General features: G+C 61.2%; 16 protein-coding genes and 1 tRNA gene. 11 read left to right on the forward strand and 6 right to left on the reverse strand.

All coding sequences use genetic code 11. The features are described 5' to 3' along the window. Position 1 precedes the first annotated feature (1 nt). Entirely contained in the window at positions 2-469 is a 468-nt protein-coding gene (locus FHS54_RS05615; RefSeq protein WP_167302854.1) for an SH3 domain-containing protein, read from the reverse strand. A 140-nt stretch (positions 470-609) separates the two neighbouring features. Between FHS54_RS05615 and FHS54_RS05620 the strand changes: the two genes are divergently transcribed. The 3 genes from FHS54_RS05620 to FHS54_RS05630 are packed head-to-tail and all read left to right on the forward strand — an operon-like array spanning position 610 to position 4249. After that, a complete protein-coding gene (locus tag FHS54_RS05620; RefSeq protein WP_167302855.1) occupies positions 610-1608 on the forward strand; it encodes a 2-hydroxyacid dehydrogenase in 999 nt (332 codons plus the stop codon). Then, entirely contained in the window at positions 1605-3323 is a 1719-nt protein-coding gene (locus FHS54_RS05625; protein ID WP_167302856.1) for a copper resistance system multicopper oxidase, read from the forward strand. Before FHS54_RS05620 ends, FHS54_RS05625 begins: the two co-directional genes overlap by 4 nt. Next, positions 3320-4249 (forward strand): copper resistance protein B, encoded by a 930-nt coding sequence (locus FHS54_RS05630; RefSeq protein ID WP_167302857.1) that lies wholly within the window; start codon positions 3320-3322, stop codon positions 4247-4249. The genes FHS54_RS05625 and FHS54_RS05630 overlap by 4 nt, the downstream gene beginning before the upstream one ends. Positions 4250-4294: 45 nt before the next feature. Here the strand turns inward: FHS54_RS05630 and FHS54_RS05635 are convergent, their stop codons facing one another. Further along, entirely contained in the window at positions 4295-4681 is a 387-nt protein-coding gene (locus FHS54_RS05635; RefSeq protein ID WP_341785944.1) for a FecR/PupR family sigma factor regulator, read from the reverse strand. Then, the gene (locus FHS54_RS05640; protein ID WP_167303561.1) at positions 4584-5183 is read right to left on the reverse strand and encodes a sigma-70 family RNA polymerase sigma factor; all 600 of its coding nucleotides are present in this window, start codon (positions 5181-5183) and stop codon (positions 4584-4586) included. The genes FHS54_RS05635 and FHS54_RS05640 overlap by 98 nt, the downstream gene beginning before the upstream one ends. 464 nt (positions 5184-5647) lie before the next feature. On the opposite strand from FHS54_RS05640, the gene FHS54_RS05650 reads away from it, so the two are divergent. The 5 genes from FHS54_RS05650 to clpX all read left to right on the forward strand — a co-directional run bounded on the left by FHS54_RS05650 (position 5648) and on the right by clpX (position 10755). Then, positions 5648-5732, forward strand: a tRNA-Leu gene (locus FHS54_RS05650). Between the two features lie 68 nt (positions 5733-5800). Continuing rightward, a complete protein-coding gene (gene tig, locus FHS54_RS05655; RefSeq protein WP_167302860.1) occupies positions 5801-7390 on the forward strand; it encodes a trigger factor in 1590 nt (529 codons plus the stop codon). Between the two features lie 261 nt (positions 7391-7651). Further along, on the forward strand, positions 7652-8629 hold the full coding sequence (locus FHS54_RS05660; protein ID WP_167302861.1) for a glycosyltransferase family 2 protein: 978 nt from the start codon (positions 7652-7654) through the stop codon (positions 8627-8629). An 89-nt stretch (positions 8630-8718) separates the two neighbouring features. Then, positions 8719-9354, forward strand: coding sequence for an ATP-dependent Clp endopeptidase proteolytic subunit ClpP (gene clpP / locus FHS54_RS05665; RefSeq protein WP_167302862.1), 636 nt, complete (start codon positions 8719-8721; stop codon positions 9352-9354). A 132-nt stretch (positions 9355-9486) separates the two neighbouring features. Continuing rightward, the gene (clpX, locus tag FHS54_RS05670; protein ID WP_167302863.1) at positions 9487-10755 is read left to right on the forward strand and encodes an ATP-dependent Clp protease ATP-binding subunit ClpX; all 1269 of its coding nucleotides are present in this window, start codon (positions 9487-9489) and stop codon (positions 10753-10755) included. A 301-nt stretch (positions 10756-11056) separates the two neighbouring features. Here the strand turns inward: clpX and mtgA are convergent, their stop codons facing one another. After that, positions 11057-11752: a monofunctional biosynthetic peptidoglycan transglycosylase gene (gene mtgA, locus FHS54_RS05675; protein WP_167302864.1), complete on the reverse strand. Its 696-nt coding sequence runs from the start codon at positions 11750-11752 to the stop codon at positions 11057-11059. A gap of 152 nt (positions 11753-11904) precedes the next feature. Here mtgA and FHS54_RS05680 point away from each other — a divergent pair, with 152 nt between their 5' ends. Next, the gene (locus FHS54_RS05680) at positions 11905-12930 is read left to right on the forward strand and encodes a methyltransferase (protein ID WP_167302865.1); all 1026 of its coding nucleotides are present in this window, start codon (positions 11905-11907) and stop codon (positions 12928-12930) included. Positions 12931-12993: 63 nt separating this feature from the next. Here FHS54_RS05680 and rpoH read toward each other — a convergent pair whose 3' ends face one another. Beyond that, the gene (gene rpoH / locus FHS54_RS05685; protein WP_167302866.1) at positions 12994-13905 is read right to left on the reverse strand and encodes an RNA polymerase sigma factor RpoH; all 912 of its coding nucleotides are present in this window, start codon (positions 13903-13905) and stop codon (positions 12994-12996) included. Between the two features lie 77 nt (positions 13906-13982). Next, positions 13983-14933 (reverse strand): RluA family pseudouridine synthase, encoded by a 951-nt coding sequence (locus tag FHS54_RS05690; RefSeq protein ID WP_167302867.1) that lies wholly within the window; start codon positions 14931-14933, stop codon positions 13983-13985. Between the two features lie 17 nt (positions 14934-14950). Between FHS54_RS05690 and FHS54_RS05695 the strand changes: the two genes are divergently transcribed. After that, positions 14951-15352 carry a M67 family metallopeptidase gene (locus FHS54_RS05695; RefSeq protein WP_167302868.1) on the forward strand — a complete coding sequence of 134 codons (402 nt, stop codon included), beginning with the start codon at positions 14951-14953 and terminating at the stop codon, positions 15350-15352. A gap of 97 nt (positions 15353-15449) precedes the next feature. After that, positions 15450-16103 carry a histidine phosphotransferase family protein gene (locus FHS54_RS05700; protein ID WP_167302869.1) on the forward strand — a complete coding sequence of 218 codons (654 nt, stop codon included), beginning with the start codon at positions 15450-15452 and terminating at the stop codon, positions 16101-16103. Positions 16104-16409: the final 306 nt, after the last annotated feature.

The raw sequence follows: 16409 nt of genomic DNA on the forward strand, positions 1-16409 counted from the left end.
GCTACTGCGTCGCGCCCCATATGTCGCTCGCCCGCACAAAGCCCCGTTGCCCGCCCACGTCAAAAGCGCACCAGCCATCATTGCAGGACGCCAGGCGGCCCACCACGCCCTTTTCCGCGCGATAGACCGTGCGCGCGCCATCATCGGCGGCGGCGCGCATCGGCGCGGCCGGGGCAGTGACGATGGCGGTTGCGGTATCGCTGAGCAACCGGACATGCATCCAGCCCTGGGTTCCGGCTGGGTCCTCGACCTTGCGCCACAGGCCCAGCACCTGAACGACCTTTACGGGCAGGTCGCGGCGGCGGTAGACCCAGTTGGACGGGTAATCCAGGCTGGGCCCCACGCGCATCCGCGCCTCGTCCTGACTGATGGAGGCCCAGTAAGGCACGGCCTTTGTGGGCGACGCCCATGCTCCCGCCGCGACGCAAAGCGCTGCGACCGCTCCCGCGCCGAGCAGATACCCCTTCATGGCTGATCTATTCCCCTTGAATTCACGAATGAGACCATAGCCGTTGCCAGCCCTGCCCGACAACCACTCTATTCCCCACGCTGTCTTTCTGTCGGGCATAAGCGCTTGACCATCGCAGCAACGGGGAATAGCGGCCTTGCATGGCCAAGAAACCGCGTCCCGCCACGCCGCGCGTGATCGTCACGCGCCGCCTGCCTCCCAATGTAGAGGCGCGGATGGCGGATCTGTTCGATACGGTCTTCAACGTGGGCGACGTCCCGATGGATCGCGCCGCCCTGACCCGCGCGATGGCGCAATGCGACGTGCTGGTGCCGTCCGTCACCGACCAGATCGACGCCGCCCTGATCGAAGCCGCGCCGGATCGGCTGCAACTCATCGCCAGTTTCGGCAGCGGCGTCGATCATATCGACCTTGGCGCCGCGCGCAGCCGGGGCATTATCGTCACCAACACGCCCGGCGTCCTGACCGAAGATACCGCCGACATGACCATGGCGCTGATCCTTTCCGTGCCCCGGCGACTGGCGGAGGGGGAAAAGCTGGTGCGGTCGGGCAACTGGCCCGGATGGAGCCCGTCAGGCATGCTGGGCCACCGCATCCGTGGCAAGAGGCTGGGCATCATCGGCATGGGGCGGATCGGCCGCGCCGTCGCTCGCCGAGCCGCGGCATTTGGCCTGAGCGTCGCCTATCACAACCGCCATCGCCTGCCTTTCGAGGTGGAGCAGGAATTGTCGGCGACATGGCATGCGGATGTGGATTCGCTGCTGACTGACAGCGATATCGTGTCGATCAACTGCCCGCTCAACAGTGACAGCCGGGGCATGATCGATGCGCGACGCATCGGGCTGATGCGGCCGGACGCTTATCTGATCAACACCTCGCGCGCCGAAATCACGGATGAGCCAGCGTTGATCGCCGCCCTTTCCGAAGGCCGGATCGCGGGCGCGGGGCTGGATGTCTATGCCCACGAACCGGCGGTCGATGCGCGTTTGCTGGCGCTGTCGAACGTGGTGCTGCTGCCACATATGGGGTCGGCGACATTTGAAGGCCGCGACGCTACCGGCGCGCGCGTCATCGCCAATATCCGCAGCTGGGCCGATGGCCACCGCCCGCCCAATCAGGTGCTGGAAGGATGGGTTTGACCCCAACTCCCGACGGCAAAGTCGACCGCCGCAACCTGATCATGGGTGCGGCAGGCCTTGCGGGGCTGGCTGGACTGGGCGGCGCGTTCCCCGCTTGGGCGCGCAGCGGAACGCCCGGCCTCATGCCTTCGCCAGGCGTGCTGAGCGGAGACGCCATCGCGCTCACGGTCGACAAAAGCCACTTTTCGACCGGCGGCCGTTCGGGTCATGCGGTGACCGTCAACGGCACGCTGCCAGCGCCGCTCATCCGCCTGAAAGAAGGGCGCAATGTCCGCATCGCCGTCACCAATCGGCTGGATGAGGATACGTCCATCCACTGGCACGGCCTGATCGTGCCTTTCCAGATGGACGGTGTCCCCGGCATCAGCTTCCCCGGCATCGCGCCGGGCGAAACCTTTGTCTACGACTTCCCCGTCCGCCAGTCCGGCACTTACTGGTATCACAGCCATTCGGGCATGCAGGAAGCGGTCGGCCATTATGGCCCAATCGTCATCGATCCCGCCGGGCCTGACCCGGTGCAGGCGACCCGCGAACATGTGATAGTGCTATCGGACTGGACCCCCATCCACCCCCATATGTTGTTGAAGCGCCTCAAACAGAATGGCGGCTATTTCAACATGCAGCGGCAAACGCTGGCAGGGCTGCTGGCGGGCAGGGATCAGGACATCGACGAACGCCTGCGATGGGGCGCGATGCGGATGGACCCCACCGATATTTCGGACGTCACCGGGTCGACATACAGCTTCCTCGTCAACGGCCATGGCACGACGGAAAATTGGACCGGCCTGTTCACGCCCGGCGAACGGGTCAGGCTGCGCATCATCAATGCTTCGGCCATGACCAACTTCAATGTGCGGCTGCCGGGCCTGCCGATGACGGTGGTCCAATGCGACGGCCAGAATGTTCAGCCGGTGGAAACCGACGAGTTCCAGATCGGCATCGCCGAAACCTATGACGTGGTGGTGCAGCCGTCCGAGGCGAAGGCCTATGGCCTGATTGCCGAAGCGATCGACCGTTCCGGGCTGGTCCGCGCGACCTTGGCTCCGCGCATCGGCATGGCTGCGCAAGTGCCGCCGCTGCGCGCGCGCCCACTGCTGGGCATGAAGGACATGGGAATGGACATGTCCGGCATGGGCCATGACGGCATGGAGGGCCACTCCATGAAGATGCGCGATCCCGCCGTCGCGCCGCAGGTGAAGATGGGACCGGGCGTCGCCACCCTGTCCCCCATGCCGGTCGATCGCACCGCTGAACGGCCCACCGGCCTTGAGCATGTCACCCACCGGGTGCTGACCTATGCCGATTTGAAATCGCTCACCCCCAATAGCGACAAGCGACCGCCCAGCCGGACGTTGGACATCCACCTCACTGCCAACATGGAACGCTATATGTGGTCGTTCGACGGGGTAAAGCTGTCGGATGGGGCGCAGCCCATCGCCTTGCGCCATATGGAGCGGGTTCGCGTGAACCTCATCAACGATACGATGATGCCGCACCCCATCCATTTGCACGGTCATTTCTTCGAACTGGTGACCGGGGCAGGGGACCATAATCCGCGCAAACATAGTGTGAACGTGCTGCCGGGCGGCAAGGTCAGTTTCGACCTGACCGCCGACGCGCTGGGGGACTGGGCCTTTCACTGCCACATGCTGCTACACATGCATGCGGGCATGATGCGGGTCGTTACCGTCCGCCATGACGGAGAGGGAGCGTGAAAGCGCTGGCCGCCGCCGCGCTGACGCTCGCTGCCCTACCGCTGTCCGGCGCAGCGCAAGACCATCAGCATATGAACCACGGCGCGATGGAGCAGGATCATTCCGCCCATCAGGCTCCTCCATCAGCGCCAGCCCCGCCAGCCGACCCCCACGCTGGTCACGGCCCGTCTAAGGCGGACCCGGCCATTCCCCACGGCCTCGCCCCGCCGCCGCCAACCGAACATGCCGCCGACGCCGTCTATGGTCCCGCTGCCATGGCCCGCGCTCGCCGCCTGATGGTCAAGGAAAATGGCGGCATGACCTTTTCCCGCTGGATGCTGGACCGCCTTGAATATCGGGCTGCGCGCGGCGCGAACGGCTATCATTGGGAAGGCGAAGGCTGGATCGGCGGCGACATCAATCGCTTCGCCGTCAAGACCGAAGGGGAAGGCGAGGTCGGCGGCTCGTTGGAGAGCGCCGAAGTGCAGGCGCTTTTCAGCCGCGCGATCGATCCTTGGTTCAACCTGGAGGTCGGGGTTCGCCACGACATCCGTCCCGAACCGCAGCGCAGCTATGCCGTGATCGGCATCGACGGCCTCGCGCCCTACTGGTTTGAAGTCAGCGCCCAGGCGTTCCTGTCGGACAAGGGCGACGCGCACCTGCGGCTGGAGGGCAGCTATGACCAGCGCATCACCCAGCGCCTGATCCTGCAGCCTGCCGTTGAGCTGAACATCGCGGCGCAGGATGTGCGCGAGCTGAACACCGGTTCCGGCTTGTCGGACATTGAGCTGGGGTTGCGGCTTCGTTACGAACTGGCGCGCGAATTTGCGCCCTATGTCGGGGTGAATTGGGAACGCAAGCTGGGGGATACGGCCCGGTTCACGCGCGCCGCTGGCGATGACGCGTCGGCGACCAGCTTTGTCGCGGGCGTGCGCTTCTGGTTCTGACCATCGCTACGCCTTCGCTCAGCTAATCTGGTCCGTTGAAGACGCTCAGAGGTCTGCAGCGCCGACGCTGTAGAAAATAATAAGCGCCGCGATGATGAACAATGTCAGCGGGAGAGCCAAAGCGATCAACCAATTTCGGGAAGGCCTCGACCGCGGTTTCGTGTCGACGACCGCCGCGGGGGATGACAACTGGATATCGGCTGCAACACATTTTAGCCGTTCCGCCGCGTCCCACGCAGCCTCTGCCTTGGCGAAGGCCACGGCATGGCGTGGGTCGGCCTCTATCCATGCCAAAAGTTCAGCTTCATCCTGCGGCGTGGGTTCGCTTTGAACCCTAGCCAGCAGGCGCGCGGCTTCCGCCTCTATCTCGCTCCTGCCTCCGCAGCTTGAACTTGGCCCCGACGCCTGCACGCTCGAAATCCGTTTCCTCACGTTCTGCCCAAGCCCGCATAACTATCCCGATTGCTTTGGCCAGATGTTTTTCAACTGTAGAAACGGACAAGGACAGATCCGCCGCTATCTCCAACATCGATTTTTCATGGACGCGGCGGAGGATGAACACCTTGCGACACTGGGGTGGCAGCGTGTCGACAATCGCTTCCACCTGGCGGAGTGCTTCACGTGCATGAATCTGCGCCTCCAGATTATGGCCGCCCTGCAGCAGCTCCAGGTCAGCGATCGTCTCGAAACTGACGACCTTGTTGCGGCGGGCGGCGTCGATGACCAGATTGCGCGCGATCGTGAAGAGATAAGCGCGACCGGTGAGCACATTCTGCCAATTTTCAGTGGCGTAAGCGCGGGTAAGGACCTCGGCGACCATGTCGTCCAGTTCCTGAGTGGCAGGCAATATCCGTCGAAGCCGTCCCCGAAGAGCCGATTCCTGAGGAAGGATGACCGTCTTGAACCAATCTAACTTGGCGCGAACCTGATGCACGTCGACTCCCTTGTTGCCAGCCGCGCCTCTCCCGCTTTCCATGTTTCTCGCGGTTCAATCATGCCTGCAAGGACCTGTCCAGCGCCGGAAGGAAAAATTCGCTAGGCGGTGATGAAACTGTTCGCTGGTCCGCAAAATGCCCCGATAAGCGTGTTTCAATCCGGCGGAATCTCTGGAATCGATCGATCAGGCTGGTCGTAGTCGGGACGGGCGGGGGCAAAGCCGGGCGGTCGATCGCCTGGCATTTCATTTGGCGTCGACGGCGGCGGCGCTTCCGGGGGCGATTGCGGCTGGATCGTGTCCGGTGGGGGGACGTTGATCGGATCCGGGTCGGGCTGTGTGGCCAATGCGTGTCTCCTTTACAAAGGCTACGCGCAGGCGGGACATAGGGTTCCATGCCCCTTGTCCACTATTGCTTGCCTCCCCGGATGCTTTTCTCTATGCCGCGCCGACCGGCGACCGATGCGGGCGTGGCGAAACTGGTAGACGCGCCAGATTTAGGTTCTGGTATCGCAAGATGTGGGGGTTCGAGTCCCTTCGCCCGCACCAGTGCGCCAGGCCTTGTGTCACAGCAGGCGCCATCGAATTTCAGCTGAAGAAAGCGTTTGAGAGAAGAGATGCAGACTGTTGAGACGTTGAACGAAGGCCTGAAGCGCGCCTACACCGTGACCATCACGTCGAAGGATATCGACGCGCGGGTGGAAAAGGAAGTGGCCGCCATCGCCCCCCAGGTCCGCATGCCCGGCTTCCGCCCTGGGAAGGTGCCCGCCAACCTCGTCAAGAAGATGCATGGCGAATCGCTGCAGCGGGATGCCCTCAACGGCTCCATTCAGGACAGCATTCAGAAACTGATTTCCGACAACAAGTTGCGTCCCGCGATGCAGCCGTCGGTTGAACTGGATGAAGGGTTCGAATTCGGCAAGGACGCCGAGGTGAAGGTTGCACTCGAAGTGCTGCCGGAAATCGCAGCCCCCAGCATTGATGGTTTGAAGCTGGAACGGCTCACGGTCGAAGTCGCCGACGCTCAGGTGGATGAGGCCGCTGGCCGCATCGCCGTTCAGCAGGGCGCACTGGAAGAACATGCCGCTTCGCACAAGGCGAAGGACGGCGATACGCTGACCATCGATTTCGTCGGCAAGATCGACGGCGAAGCCTTTGAAGGCGGTTCGGCTGAAGATGTGAAGCTGAAGATCGGCTCCGGCCAGTTCATTCCCGGCTTTGAAGAACAGCTGACCGGCGTCAAGAAGGGCGACGAAAAGACCATCACGGTTCCCTTCCCTGAAGATTATGGCGCAGCGCACCTCGCCGGCAAGACGGCGACCTTTGACGTCACCGTCAAGGCGATCCTGAACGCGGACAAGCCCAAGCTGGACGATGATTTCGCCAAGTCGCTGGGCCTTGAAGGTCTGGACAAGCTTAAGGAACTGCTGAAGGGCCAGATCGAGCAGGAACATAACGGCCTGACGCGCACCTATATGAAGCGTAAGCTGCTCGACCAGCTGGCCGCTGCTCATGATTTCGATGTGCCGCCGACCATGGTGGAGGCCGAGTTCGACCAGATCTGGGCGCAGCTTCAGCATGAAGCTGGCCATGAGGAAGATCCCGAAGCCGCCATCAAGGAAATGGAAGCGGAGAAGGAAGACTATCGCGCCATCGCCGTGCGCCGCGTCCGCCTGGGTCTGTTGCTTTCGGAAATCGGCCAGGCGAACGGCGTGACCGTTTCCGACCAGGAAATGAACCGCCTGATCATGCAGGCTGCACAGCAATATGGTCCGCAGGATCGCGAGCGCTTCGTGCAATATGTCCGCCAGGACCCGATGGCTGCCGCTCAGCTGCGCGCGCCGCTCTATGAAGACAAGGTCGTCGACTTCCTGTTCGAAAAGGCCGAGATCAGCGAACGCGCCGTCAGCCGTGAAGAGCTGGAAGCTGCGATCGAGGCCGAAGACGGCGATCTGAAGCCCCACGTCCACGGGCCGGGCTGTGGTCATGATCATGACGAAAAGCCCAAGGCGAAGAAGGCCGCTGCTCCTAAAAAGAAGGCTGCCGAAGCTGAAGAGGCTCCTGCCGCTGAAGCACCCGCGAAGAAGGCACCGGCGAAAAAGGCTGCAGCCAAGAAGGACGAGGCCGTGGCTGATGAAGTCGCTGCCGAAGAAAAGCCCAAGGCCAAGAAGGCACCGGCCAAGAAGGCTGCCGCCAAGGCGGAATAAGGCGGCAGGCGAATGCCTGCGCGGTTCGACCTTTGCGCCATGGTCCATCCGGCGGGCGAAAGGCCAGGAATGTGAAAGCGCCCGTCTTTCCGAGGGAAGGACGGGCGCTTTTCATTTCTGCCTTGGCATGGCAGATGAAATGTTAATCAACCCCGGTCATCCCCGGGCATGATAATGAATTCAGGCCAGATCATGCTCTTGCCACGGCAGGTGCAGGGCTGACTCGGGTCTGAAGACAGGGGCTTAAAAGGTTTGGGGTCGATGAAGGAATTTCCGGCAGTGGAGGGCGCAGAGGGGATTGCCACGCCTCGGATCGCGGTCATCCTGCCCTGCTACAATGAAGCAGGCGCGATCGTGCAGACGGTTGAGGATTTCCGCCGCGCTTTGCCTGCCGCCGACATCTATGTGTTCGACAATAACAGCAGCGACGGCAGTCGGGAACTTGCCGCTGGGGCTGGTGCGATTGTCCGCCGCGTGTCGCAGCAGGGAAAAGGGCATGTGGTCCGTCGCATGTTCGCGGACGTGGACGCCGACATCTATGTCATGGCCGATGGCGACGCGACCTATGAGGCTGCGGCGGCGCCACGCATGGTGGCGGCCATGTTGCAAGACAATCTCGACATGGTCGTGGGCGCGCGTATCAGCGAGGCGGAAGAAGCCTATCGCCGTGGCCACCGCTTCGGCAATTGGGCGCTGACCAGTCTTTTGAAACAGCTCTTCGGTCGCAGCTTCACGGATATTCTGTCGGGGTATCGCGTCTTTTCCCGCCGCTTCGTCAAAAGCTTCCCCGTGCTTTCCGCCGGCTTTGAAATCGAAACCGAAATCAGCGTCCACGCGCTGGAGCTAGCCATGCCAGTGTCCGAAGTCCTCACGGCTTATGGTGCCCGCCCGGAAGGGTCAGTGAGCAAACTCAGCACCTATCGCGACGGCTGGCGCATCCTGCGAATGATTATCACCCTCTACCGAATCGAACGCCCCGTTCTATTCTTTGGTTTCTTCGCGGTTTTGCTTGCAGCAACAGGCCTGATCCTCGCCGCGCCGCTCATCTTCACCTATATGGAAACGGGGTTGGTGCCGCGTTTCCCGACCGCAATTTTGGTAACCGGCCTCATGATCCTGGCAACCCTGTCTGGCACCTGCGGCCTCATTCTGGATACGGTCGTGCGTGGCCGCCGGGAAGTGCGCCGCCTCGCCTATCTGGGATTTCGCGCGCCGTCCGACTTCGCCCGCCGCGACTGACGCCACAGTCTGTTCACGCGCCCCCTTGAACCGCCCCGCTTTTGTGCCGATGTAGTGATCGGGCAAAAGCACTTAGCTGAAAGAGCATAATGACTGATATCATGTCTGATCCCATGGCCGCGCTGGTTCCTATCGTCATCGAGCAGTCGAATCGGGGTGAGCGCAGCTTTGACATTTATTCCCGCCTGCTGCGCGAACGGATCATCTTCATTACCGGCCAGGTCGAAGATCATATGGCGTCGCTGATCGTTGCCCAGCTGTTGTTCCTCGAATCGGAAAATCCGAAGAAGGACATCTGGATGTACATCAACTCGCCGGGCGGGGTGGTGACGTCGGGCATGGCGATCCACGACACGATGAAATATATCCGTCCGCAGGTTGGCACGGTGTGCATCGGCCAGGCGGCCTCGATGGGCAGTTTCCTGTTGGCGGCGGGTGAACCGGGCAAACGTATCGCTCTGTCCAACGCCCGGATCATGGTGCACCAGCCTTCGGGCGGTGCGCAGGGCATGGCGAGCGACATTGAAATTCAGGCGAAGGAAATCCTGCGTATTCGTCAGCGGCTGAACAGCCTCTACGCGACTTACACGGGCCGTCCGCTGGAAGAGATTGAGCGCGCCATGGACCGCGACACATTCCTTGAAGCGGAAGAGGCAAAGACCTTCGGCCTGGTGGATGAGGTATTCGATCGTCGACCGGCGATGCCGGATTCGACGGAAAGTTAACATGGATCTTGATCGCGCGCGCCGTTTCCCCCCTTGTGAAACCGGCGTGACGCGGTCTAGGATGATCCTAGGACCGAAATATCCCTGGCCTGGCGCGGCGTTCCGCAAAGGGCAGGGAGGAAAGATTGGCGAATGACTAAGCTTACGGGCTCCGATTCCAAAAGTACGCTTTACTGCTCCTTCTGCGGCAAGTCGCAGCATGAGGTGCGAAAGCTGATCGCGGGGCCGACCGTGTTCATCTGCGATGAATGCGTGGAATTGTGTAACGACATCATCCGTGAGGAGACCAAGGGTGGTCTCGTGGGCAAGAAGGATGGTGGCGTGCCCACCCCGCAGGAAATCTGCGATGTGCTGGACGATTATGTGATCGGCCAGAACCGAGCAAAGCGTGTCCTGTCCGTCGCGGTGCATAACCATTACAAGCGCCTCAACCACGGCAGCAAGCCGGGCGAGGTAGAGCTGGCCAAGTCCAACATCCTGCTGGTCGGTCCCACCGGCTGCGGCAAGACGCTGCTCGCCCAGACGCTGGCCAAGACGTTCGACGTTCCCTTTACCATGGCCGACGCCACGACGCTGACAGAGGCGGGCTATGTGGGTGAGGATGTGGAAAACATCATCCTCAAGCTGCTGCAGGCATCCGATTATAATGTTGAAAAGGCGCAGCGCGGCATCGTCTATATCGATGAAATCGACAAGATCAGCCGCAAGGCCGAAAACCCGTCCATCACGCGTGACGTGTCGGGTGAGGGCGTGCAGCAGGCGCTGCTGAAGCTGATGGAAGGCACGACGGCCTCCGTCCCGCCGCAGGGTGGCCGAAAGCATCCGCAGCAGGAATTTCTGCAGGTGGACACGACGAATATCCTGTTCATCTGCGGTGGCGCGTTTGCGGGCCTTGAAAAGATCATCGGTGATCGTCTGGAAGCCAAGTCGATCGGTTTCGGTGCCTATGTCGCCGCGCCCGAGGAACGCAAGACCGGCGAACTGCTACGTCAAAGTGAGCCGGAAGATCTGCTGAAGTTCGGACTGATTCCCGAATTTGTCGGCCGTCTGCCTGTCATCGCGACGCTCGAAGATCTGGACGTGAACGCTCTGGTCAAGATTCTGGTCGAGCCGAAAAATGCGCTGGTGAAGCAATATGGCAAGCTGTTCGACATGGAGAATGTGGAACTGAGCTTCACCGATGATGCACTGACGGCGATCGCCAAGCGAGCGATCGAGCGCAAGACGGGCGCTCGCGGTCTGCGTTCGATCCTGGAATCGATCCTGCTCGACACAATGTTCGACCTGCCATCAATGGAAGGCGTCGGCGAAGTCGTGGTGGACAAGGATGTCGTTGCGGGCACGAAGGAGCCGATCCGCGTGTTCAGCGAAAAGGACAAGAGAGCCGAAGACGCCGCTTGATAGCGCTGGCTGTGAAAGATTGAAAAGGCCCGCTCGGAGTGATCCGAGTGGGCCTTTTCGTTATGGGATGGGATCGGGTGGCCCGCGAGGTCACGTCTGAAGGCTGGCAGGCTGAGGCAGTCGTCTGGAAACGACCGCTCCGAGGCATTCCCCTCCCGTAGACGGGAGGGGTTAGGGGGTGGGCGCGAGCGAAGCGAGCTTCAACCTTGGCCTTTGACGAACATCGCCAATGTTGCGCTGGCCCACTCCCGGCCCCTCCCGCCTGCGGGAGGGGAGAAGGATGTCCGCTTCCCACCCAACCTCACCGCAGGCAGCTGTCCAATCCATCGCGGGCAACTACGCTGACACGGCTGGCGATGCTGTTGCCATAGCGGCGGGTGAAGCCGCTTGGGGCGATGGCCGCGCGTTTCTTGGGGAGGGGTAGCACTGCCGCGATCCGGGCGGCTTCGGCCTTGGTCAGCTTGCCCGCGCCGTGGTGGAAATAGCGGATCGCACCCGCCTGGACGCCATAGGTGCCGATGCCGGTTTCCGCGACGTTCAGATAGACTTCCATGATCCGCCGCTTGCCCCAGATCGCTTCGATCAGCATGGTGAACCAGGCTTCAAATCCTTTGCGGACGAAGCCGCCGCCCTGGAACAGGAACACATTTTTCGCGGTCTGCTGACTGATGGTCGACCCGCCACGGATGCGTCCGCCGCTGGCATTGTGGCGCAGCGCCTGCGCGATGGCCACGGCATCGAAGCCATGGTGGCTGCAAAAGCGACCGTCCTCCGCCGCAATGGCGGCGCGCGGCATGTCGGGATCGATTTCGTCCAGGCTGACCCAGTCCTTGGTTATGCCGTTGGGGTCGAACAGCATCGTCAGCGTCACCGGCGGCGGCACGAAGCGATAGAGAGCCACAAGCAACAGCGAGAACAGGACGAATCCGCCGATAATTTTGAAGAGGATGCCAAGCCAGCGGGAACGACGGCGGGGAGCGGCTGAACGGGCGATCATGCTTTCCTCGTAGCGCGATCCTGCGCGGGTTCAAGCCACCGGGGGTCGCCAGCGGAAGGGTGGAAGGCGCATTCTACCGAAATTCATGCTATGATTGAGGGAAAGGGTCGCTTCTTGTTCGCCTGCCACCTGGCTTTGCGAAGGAGTGGAGTATGCGGTCCGATATTTCGCCCGACCATATCCTGCAGATCGGCATGGGCTTCTGGCCATCCAAGACGCTGCTGAGCGCGGTCGAACTTGGCTTGTTCACGGAACTGGGAGGTGGCAGCCGATCCGCTGCTCAATTGGAGCAGGCGCTGGGCCTCCATTCACGGGCAACCTACGATTTTCTTGATGCGCTGGTTTCGATCGGCCTGCTTGATCGGGAAGGGGACGGTGCGGAGGGGCGCTACAGCAATACGCTTGCAACCGCCGCATTTTTGGACCGGCAAAGCCCGACCTATCTGGGCGGCATCCTGGAAATGGCCAACGCCCGGCTTTTCCGCTTTTGGGCCGACCTGACCACAGCGTTGCAGACGGGTAGGCCGCAGAATGAAATCAAAAAGTCCGGCAGGTCGATGTTCGACGCACTCTATGATGATCCGGCCCGGCTCGAACAGTTTATGGATGCCATGAGTGGGGTGTCGATGGGCAATTTCGAAGCGTTTGCCCGTAGTTTTGATTTTTCAAGCTATCATAGCCTTGCCGACATCGGTGGAGCGACCGGCCAGCTATCATGCTTTGTGGCCGCCAGTCACCCGCACATGCGCTGCGCCTCTTACGATTTGCCAGTGGTCCAGCCCATTGCCGAACGGCGGATTCGCGCCGCAGGCCTTGGTGACCGGGTCAGCGCCGGGTCTATCGACTTTTTTGACGATGATTTTCCAGCTGCGGATGTGATCACGATGGGCATGATTTTGCATGACTGGAACCTCGATGCAAAAAAGATGCTGATAGGAAAGGCGTATCGTGCCTTGCCTGTGGGCGGTGCATTTGTGGCGATTGAGAATATCATCGACGATGAGCGGCGGCACAACAGCTTTGGATTGCTCATGTCGCTCAATATGCTGATTGAGTTTGGTGAAGCGTTCGACTTTACCGGCGCAGATTTCCGCAGATGGTGCTTGGATGCTGGCTTTTCGCGTTGCGAGATATTGCCGCTGGGTGGTCCGGCCAGCGCGGCAATTGCCTATAAATAGTTGGCCTATAAACAGTCAGACCCCGGATCGCTCCGGGGCCTGACTTTGTTACAGGTGCGGTCTTCAGGCAAGGACGAGGCGCATCTTGCCCAGCCGGTCGCCTGCAATTCGCATCATCGCTTTCTGCAGCTTTTCAAAGGCCCGCACCTCGATTTGACGGACCCGCTCTCGGGACACGCCATAGACCTGGCTTAGTTCTTCCAGCGTCTTTGGCTCTTCGGCCAGGCGCCGTTCGGCAAGAATGTGCTTTTCGCGATCGTTAAGATCATCCATCGCTTCGACCAGCATGTCGTGCCGCAGGGTCTTTTCCTGTTCGTCCGCGACGCGTTCATCCTGCAGGGGGCCGGTGTCGGCCAGCCAATCCTGCCACTGGCCTTCGCCATCTTCCCGCATGGGGACGTTGAGCGATGTGTCCCCGCCCATCGCCATGCGACGGTTCATGGACACCACATCTTCTTCGCTCACGCCCAGATCGGTGGCGATCTTCCTGACATCATCAGGGTGCAGATCGCCATCCTCGAACGCTTCGATACTGTTTTTCATCCGGCGAAGGTTGAAAAACAGCTTCTTCTGCGCCGCGGTGGTGCCCATTTTGACCAGGCTCCACGACCGCAGGATGAATTCCTGAATCGATGCACGGATCCACCACATGGCGTAGGTCGCCAGGCGGAAACCACGATCGGGTTCGAATTTCTTCACGCCCTGCATCAGGCCGATATTGCCCTCGCTGATCAGCTCGCTGACCGGCAGGCCATAGCCGCGATAGCCCATGGCGATCTTTGCGACCAGGCGCAGGTGCGACGTCACCAACTGCGCCGCTGCCTCAGGATCCTGATGCTCGGCGTAACGCTTGGCGAGCATATATTCCTGCTCGGGCTTGAGGATCGGAAATTTGCGGATTTCCGAAAGATAGCGGTTGAGGCTGGCTTCACCGCCCAACGCCGGAACCGCGGGGACATTGCTTTTATCAGCCATGTCGCTTCACCTTTCCCTTTCATGCGCGGCGGGACCCAATAGTGGCATCCAGAGCGCCGTCGCAAACTTGTCCAAGACTATACGTGGAGCTCGCTTAACAGTTCCTGCATATCGGTGGGCAGTGCGCTGTCGAAGCTGAGTTTTTCTCCGGTCACCGGATGTATGAACCCCAGCCTTTTTGCGTGCAATGCCTGCCTTTTGAAACTCAGCGTTTCCAGTATCGATTTGAAACCTTTTCTTTCTCTACCGTAAACCGGGTCCCCGATCAAGGGGTGACCCAAATGCGTCAGGTGGACGCGGACCTGATGCGTCCGGCCTGTTTGCAACCGGCATTCCACCAATGCCGCGCCCCTCAGCCGATCAATGACCCGGTAATGGGTGACGGCGTGCTTGCCGCGTCCTTCCCGATGAACCGCCATTTTCTTGCGGTCGCTATCGGATCGTCCAATCCATGTATCCACAGTGCCCGCCGCCGGCTTCGGTATTCCGTAGACGATAGCGGCATAGAGCCGGTCGATGCTGTGCGCGCTGAACTGTTGCGCCAAACCCTCGTGAGCCTTGTCCGACTTTGCAACGACCAGAAGGCCGGAAGTATCCTTGTCGATGCGATGAACGATGCCAGGACGCGCCACGCCGCCGATGCCGGACAAGCTGTCCTTGCAGTGGTGGAGCAGCGCGTTGACCAGTGTGCCGTCCAGATTGCCCACCGCCGGGTGGACCACCATGCCCGCGGGCTTGTCGATCACGATTAGGTCCGCGTCTTCATAGACGATGTTCAGCGGAATATCCTGCCCCACGGCTTCCGATTCAACTGGGGCCGGCATGGCGATGGCAAAGGATTGTCCCACCGCGACTTTCATGGAAGGGTTCAGCGGTCGGCCGCCGGAGGTAACCTGCCCATCGACAATCAATGCTTTAAGTCGTTCACGCGATACGTCCGGCAGCAGATCGGCAAGCGCCTTGTCGAGCCGCAAACCCTGTTGCGCCTCACCAATCGTCGTTTCGATTATAGAAACCCCCGAACCCATTGGCTAGGGATGTAGGGATGAGGGTGCGCATTTCAAGTTTTTTGCTGCGCCGCGTCGTCGCGATGGCTCAGGCGGAACAGGATGAGGTTTGCGGCCTCTTGCTGGGCGAGGCGGGGTGGATAAGAGATATCACGCCGGCGGCCAACGTCGCGCCCGATCCTGCGCGGCATTTTGAAGTCGATCCGGTGGTCCTGATCGCCGCGCACCGGCAGGCGCGGATGGGAGGCAGCGCCGTCATTGGCCATTATCATTCCCATCCCAGCGGCCATAGTGAACCTTCGGCCAACGACGAGGCCAGCGCGGCGGCCGATGGCAGCTACTGGATGATCGTGGCGAATGGCGCGGCGCGCCTTTGGCAGACGACCGCGGGAGAGGGTGGGGAGGTGCGTTTTGTTGCCGTCGAGCTCGATATACTGTGAGCGAAAGACGGCGGGTCGGGGTTGCATCGCAGGACAGGGCAGCGCATTAGCCGTTCATTCCCTTCCTGTTTTCACTATCCCGGCGGCAGCGACCTTCATGACTCATCCGACCGACAACATCGAATTTGCCAGTCTTCTATGCTCCCGTCTTTGCCATGATTTATTGAGTCCGGTGGGCGCGCTCAACAACGGGCTTGAGCTGATGGCGGATGAAACCGATCCTGAAATGCGCCAGCGCTGCCTGGAACTTCTGGGAGACAGCGCGCGGACGTCGGCCAACAAACTTAAATTCTTTCGTCTGGCTTTTGGTTCGGCGGGCGGCTTTGGTGATGCGGTGCCCACGCATGAAGCGCGTGTCGCCATCGAAGGCATGTTCGCCGGTTCGGGCCGAGTGAAGATCGGCTGGCTGGTGGGCGAGGAAATGCTCGATAAGTTGCCGGTCAAGGTGCTGCTGAACCTGGCGCTGATCGCGGGTGACGCACTGGTGCGTGGTGGCCAACTGGACATTGGTGCCGAACGGCGGCCGGGGGTGACGGAGATCGTCGTTCGCGGCGAAGGGCCAAAGCTGGTGCTTGACCCGGATTTGCGCTCCGCGCTTGCAGGGACGCTCCCGGTCGAGAGCCTGGGATCGCGCACGGCTGCGGCCTGGATGACGCGCAACCTCGTGACCGGGGCGGGTGGTGACATCGTACTGTCCGCGCCCGGAGAGCCGATGCTGCTGTTCGGTGCGTCTATTCCTGATCAGGGGTAAGGCACTATCGATCGAAGCATGGCGGACCAGGGTGGATTTGAGACATTCCCCTCCCGCCTGCTGGAGGGGAGAAGGCATCGCTAGCTGCCCGTCGCCTTTCCTGTTGGTGTAGACGCGCGTTCAAGCGGATGCGCTTTGCCGAACATATTCATATTCTTCCTACCGGAAGATGGGGAAGGGAACTGTCGGCGTAGCCGATGGGGGTCGGGAATTATGTTGATCTCGCGCGTTTCCGGGCGGTCCTCCTCGCACGCCTTCGGCGTGGGTTGAATTAGCCCATCCGGTTAAAGAAAAAGCCCTACCGCG

The sequence above is a fragment of the Sphingobium vermicomposti genome (genome assembly GCF_011762025.1).
Lineage (GTDB): Bacteria > Pseudomonadota > Alphaproteobacteria > Sphingomonadales > Sphingomonadaceae > Sphingobium > Sphingobium vermicomposti.

Excerpts from the sequence above, each read along its gene's own strand:
- FHS54_RS05690 (WP_167302867.1), bottom strand. The coding sequence starts at position 14,933 with ATGGGTTCGGGGGTTTCTATAATCGAAACGACGATTGGTGAGGCGCAA.
- FHS54_RS05680 (WP_167302865.1), top strand. The coding sequence starts at position 11,905 with ATGCGGTCCGATATTTCGCCCGACCATATCCTGCAGATCGGCATGGGC.
- FHS54_RS05700 (WP_167302869.1), top strand. The coding sequence starts at position 15,450 with ATGACTCATCCGACCGACAACATCGAATTTGCCAGTCTTCTATGCTCC.
- FHS54_RS05695 (WP_167302868.1), top strand. The coding sequence starts at position 14,951 with ATGAGGGTGCGCATTTCAAGTTTTTTGCTGCGCCGCGTCGTCGCGATG.
- FHS54_RS05660 (WP_167302861.1), top strand. The coding sequence starts at position 7,652 with ATGAAGGAATTTCCGGCAGTGGAGGGCGCAGAGGGGATTGCCACGCCT.
- rpoH (WP_167302866.1), bottom strand. The coding sequence starts at position 13,905 with ATGGCTGATAAAAGCAATGTCCCCGCGGTTCCGGCGTTGGGCGGTGAA.
- FHS54_RS05620 (WP_167302855.1), top strand. The coding sequence starts at position 610 with ATGGCCAAGAAACCGCGTCCCGCCACGCCGCGCGTGATCGTCACGCGC.
- tig (WP_167302860.1), top strand. The coding sequence starts at position 5,801 with ATGCAGACTGTTGAGACGTTGAACGAAGGCCTGAAGCGCGCCTACACC.
- clpX (WP_167302863.1), top strand. The coding sequence starts at position 9,487 with ATGACTAAGCTTACGGGCTCCGATTCCAAAAGTACGCTTTACTGCTCC.
- clpP (WP_167302862.1), top strand. The coding sequence starts at position 8,719 with ATGACTGATATCATGTCTGATCCCATGGCCGCGCTGGTTCCTATCGTC.
- FHS54_RS05615 (WP_167302854.1), bottom strand. The coding sequence starts at position 469 with ATGAAGGGGTATCTGCTCGGCGCGGGAGCGGTCGCAGCGCTTTGCGTC.
- mtgA (WP_167302864.1), bottom strand. The coding sequence starts at position 11,752 with ATGATCGCCCGTTCAGCCGCTCCCCGCCGTCGTTCCCGCTGGCTTGGC.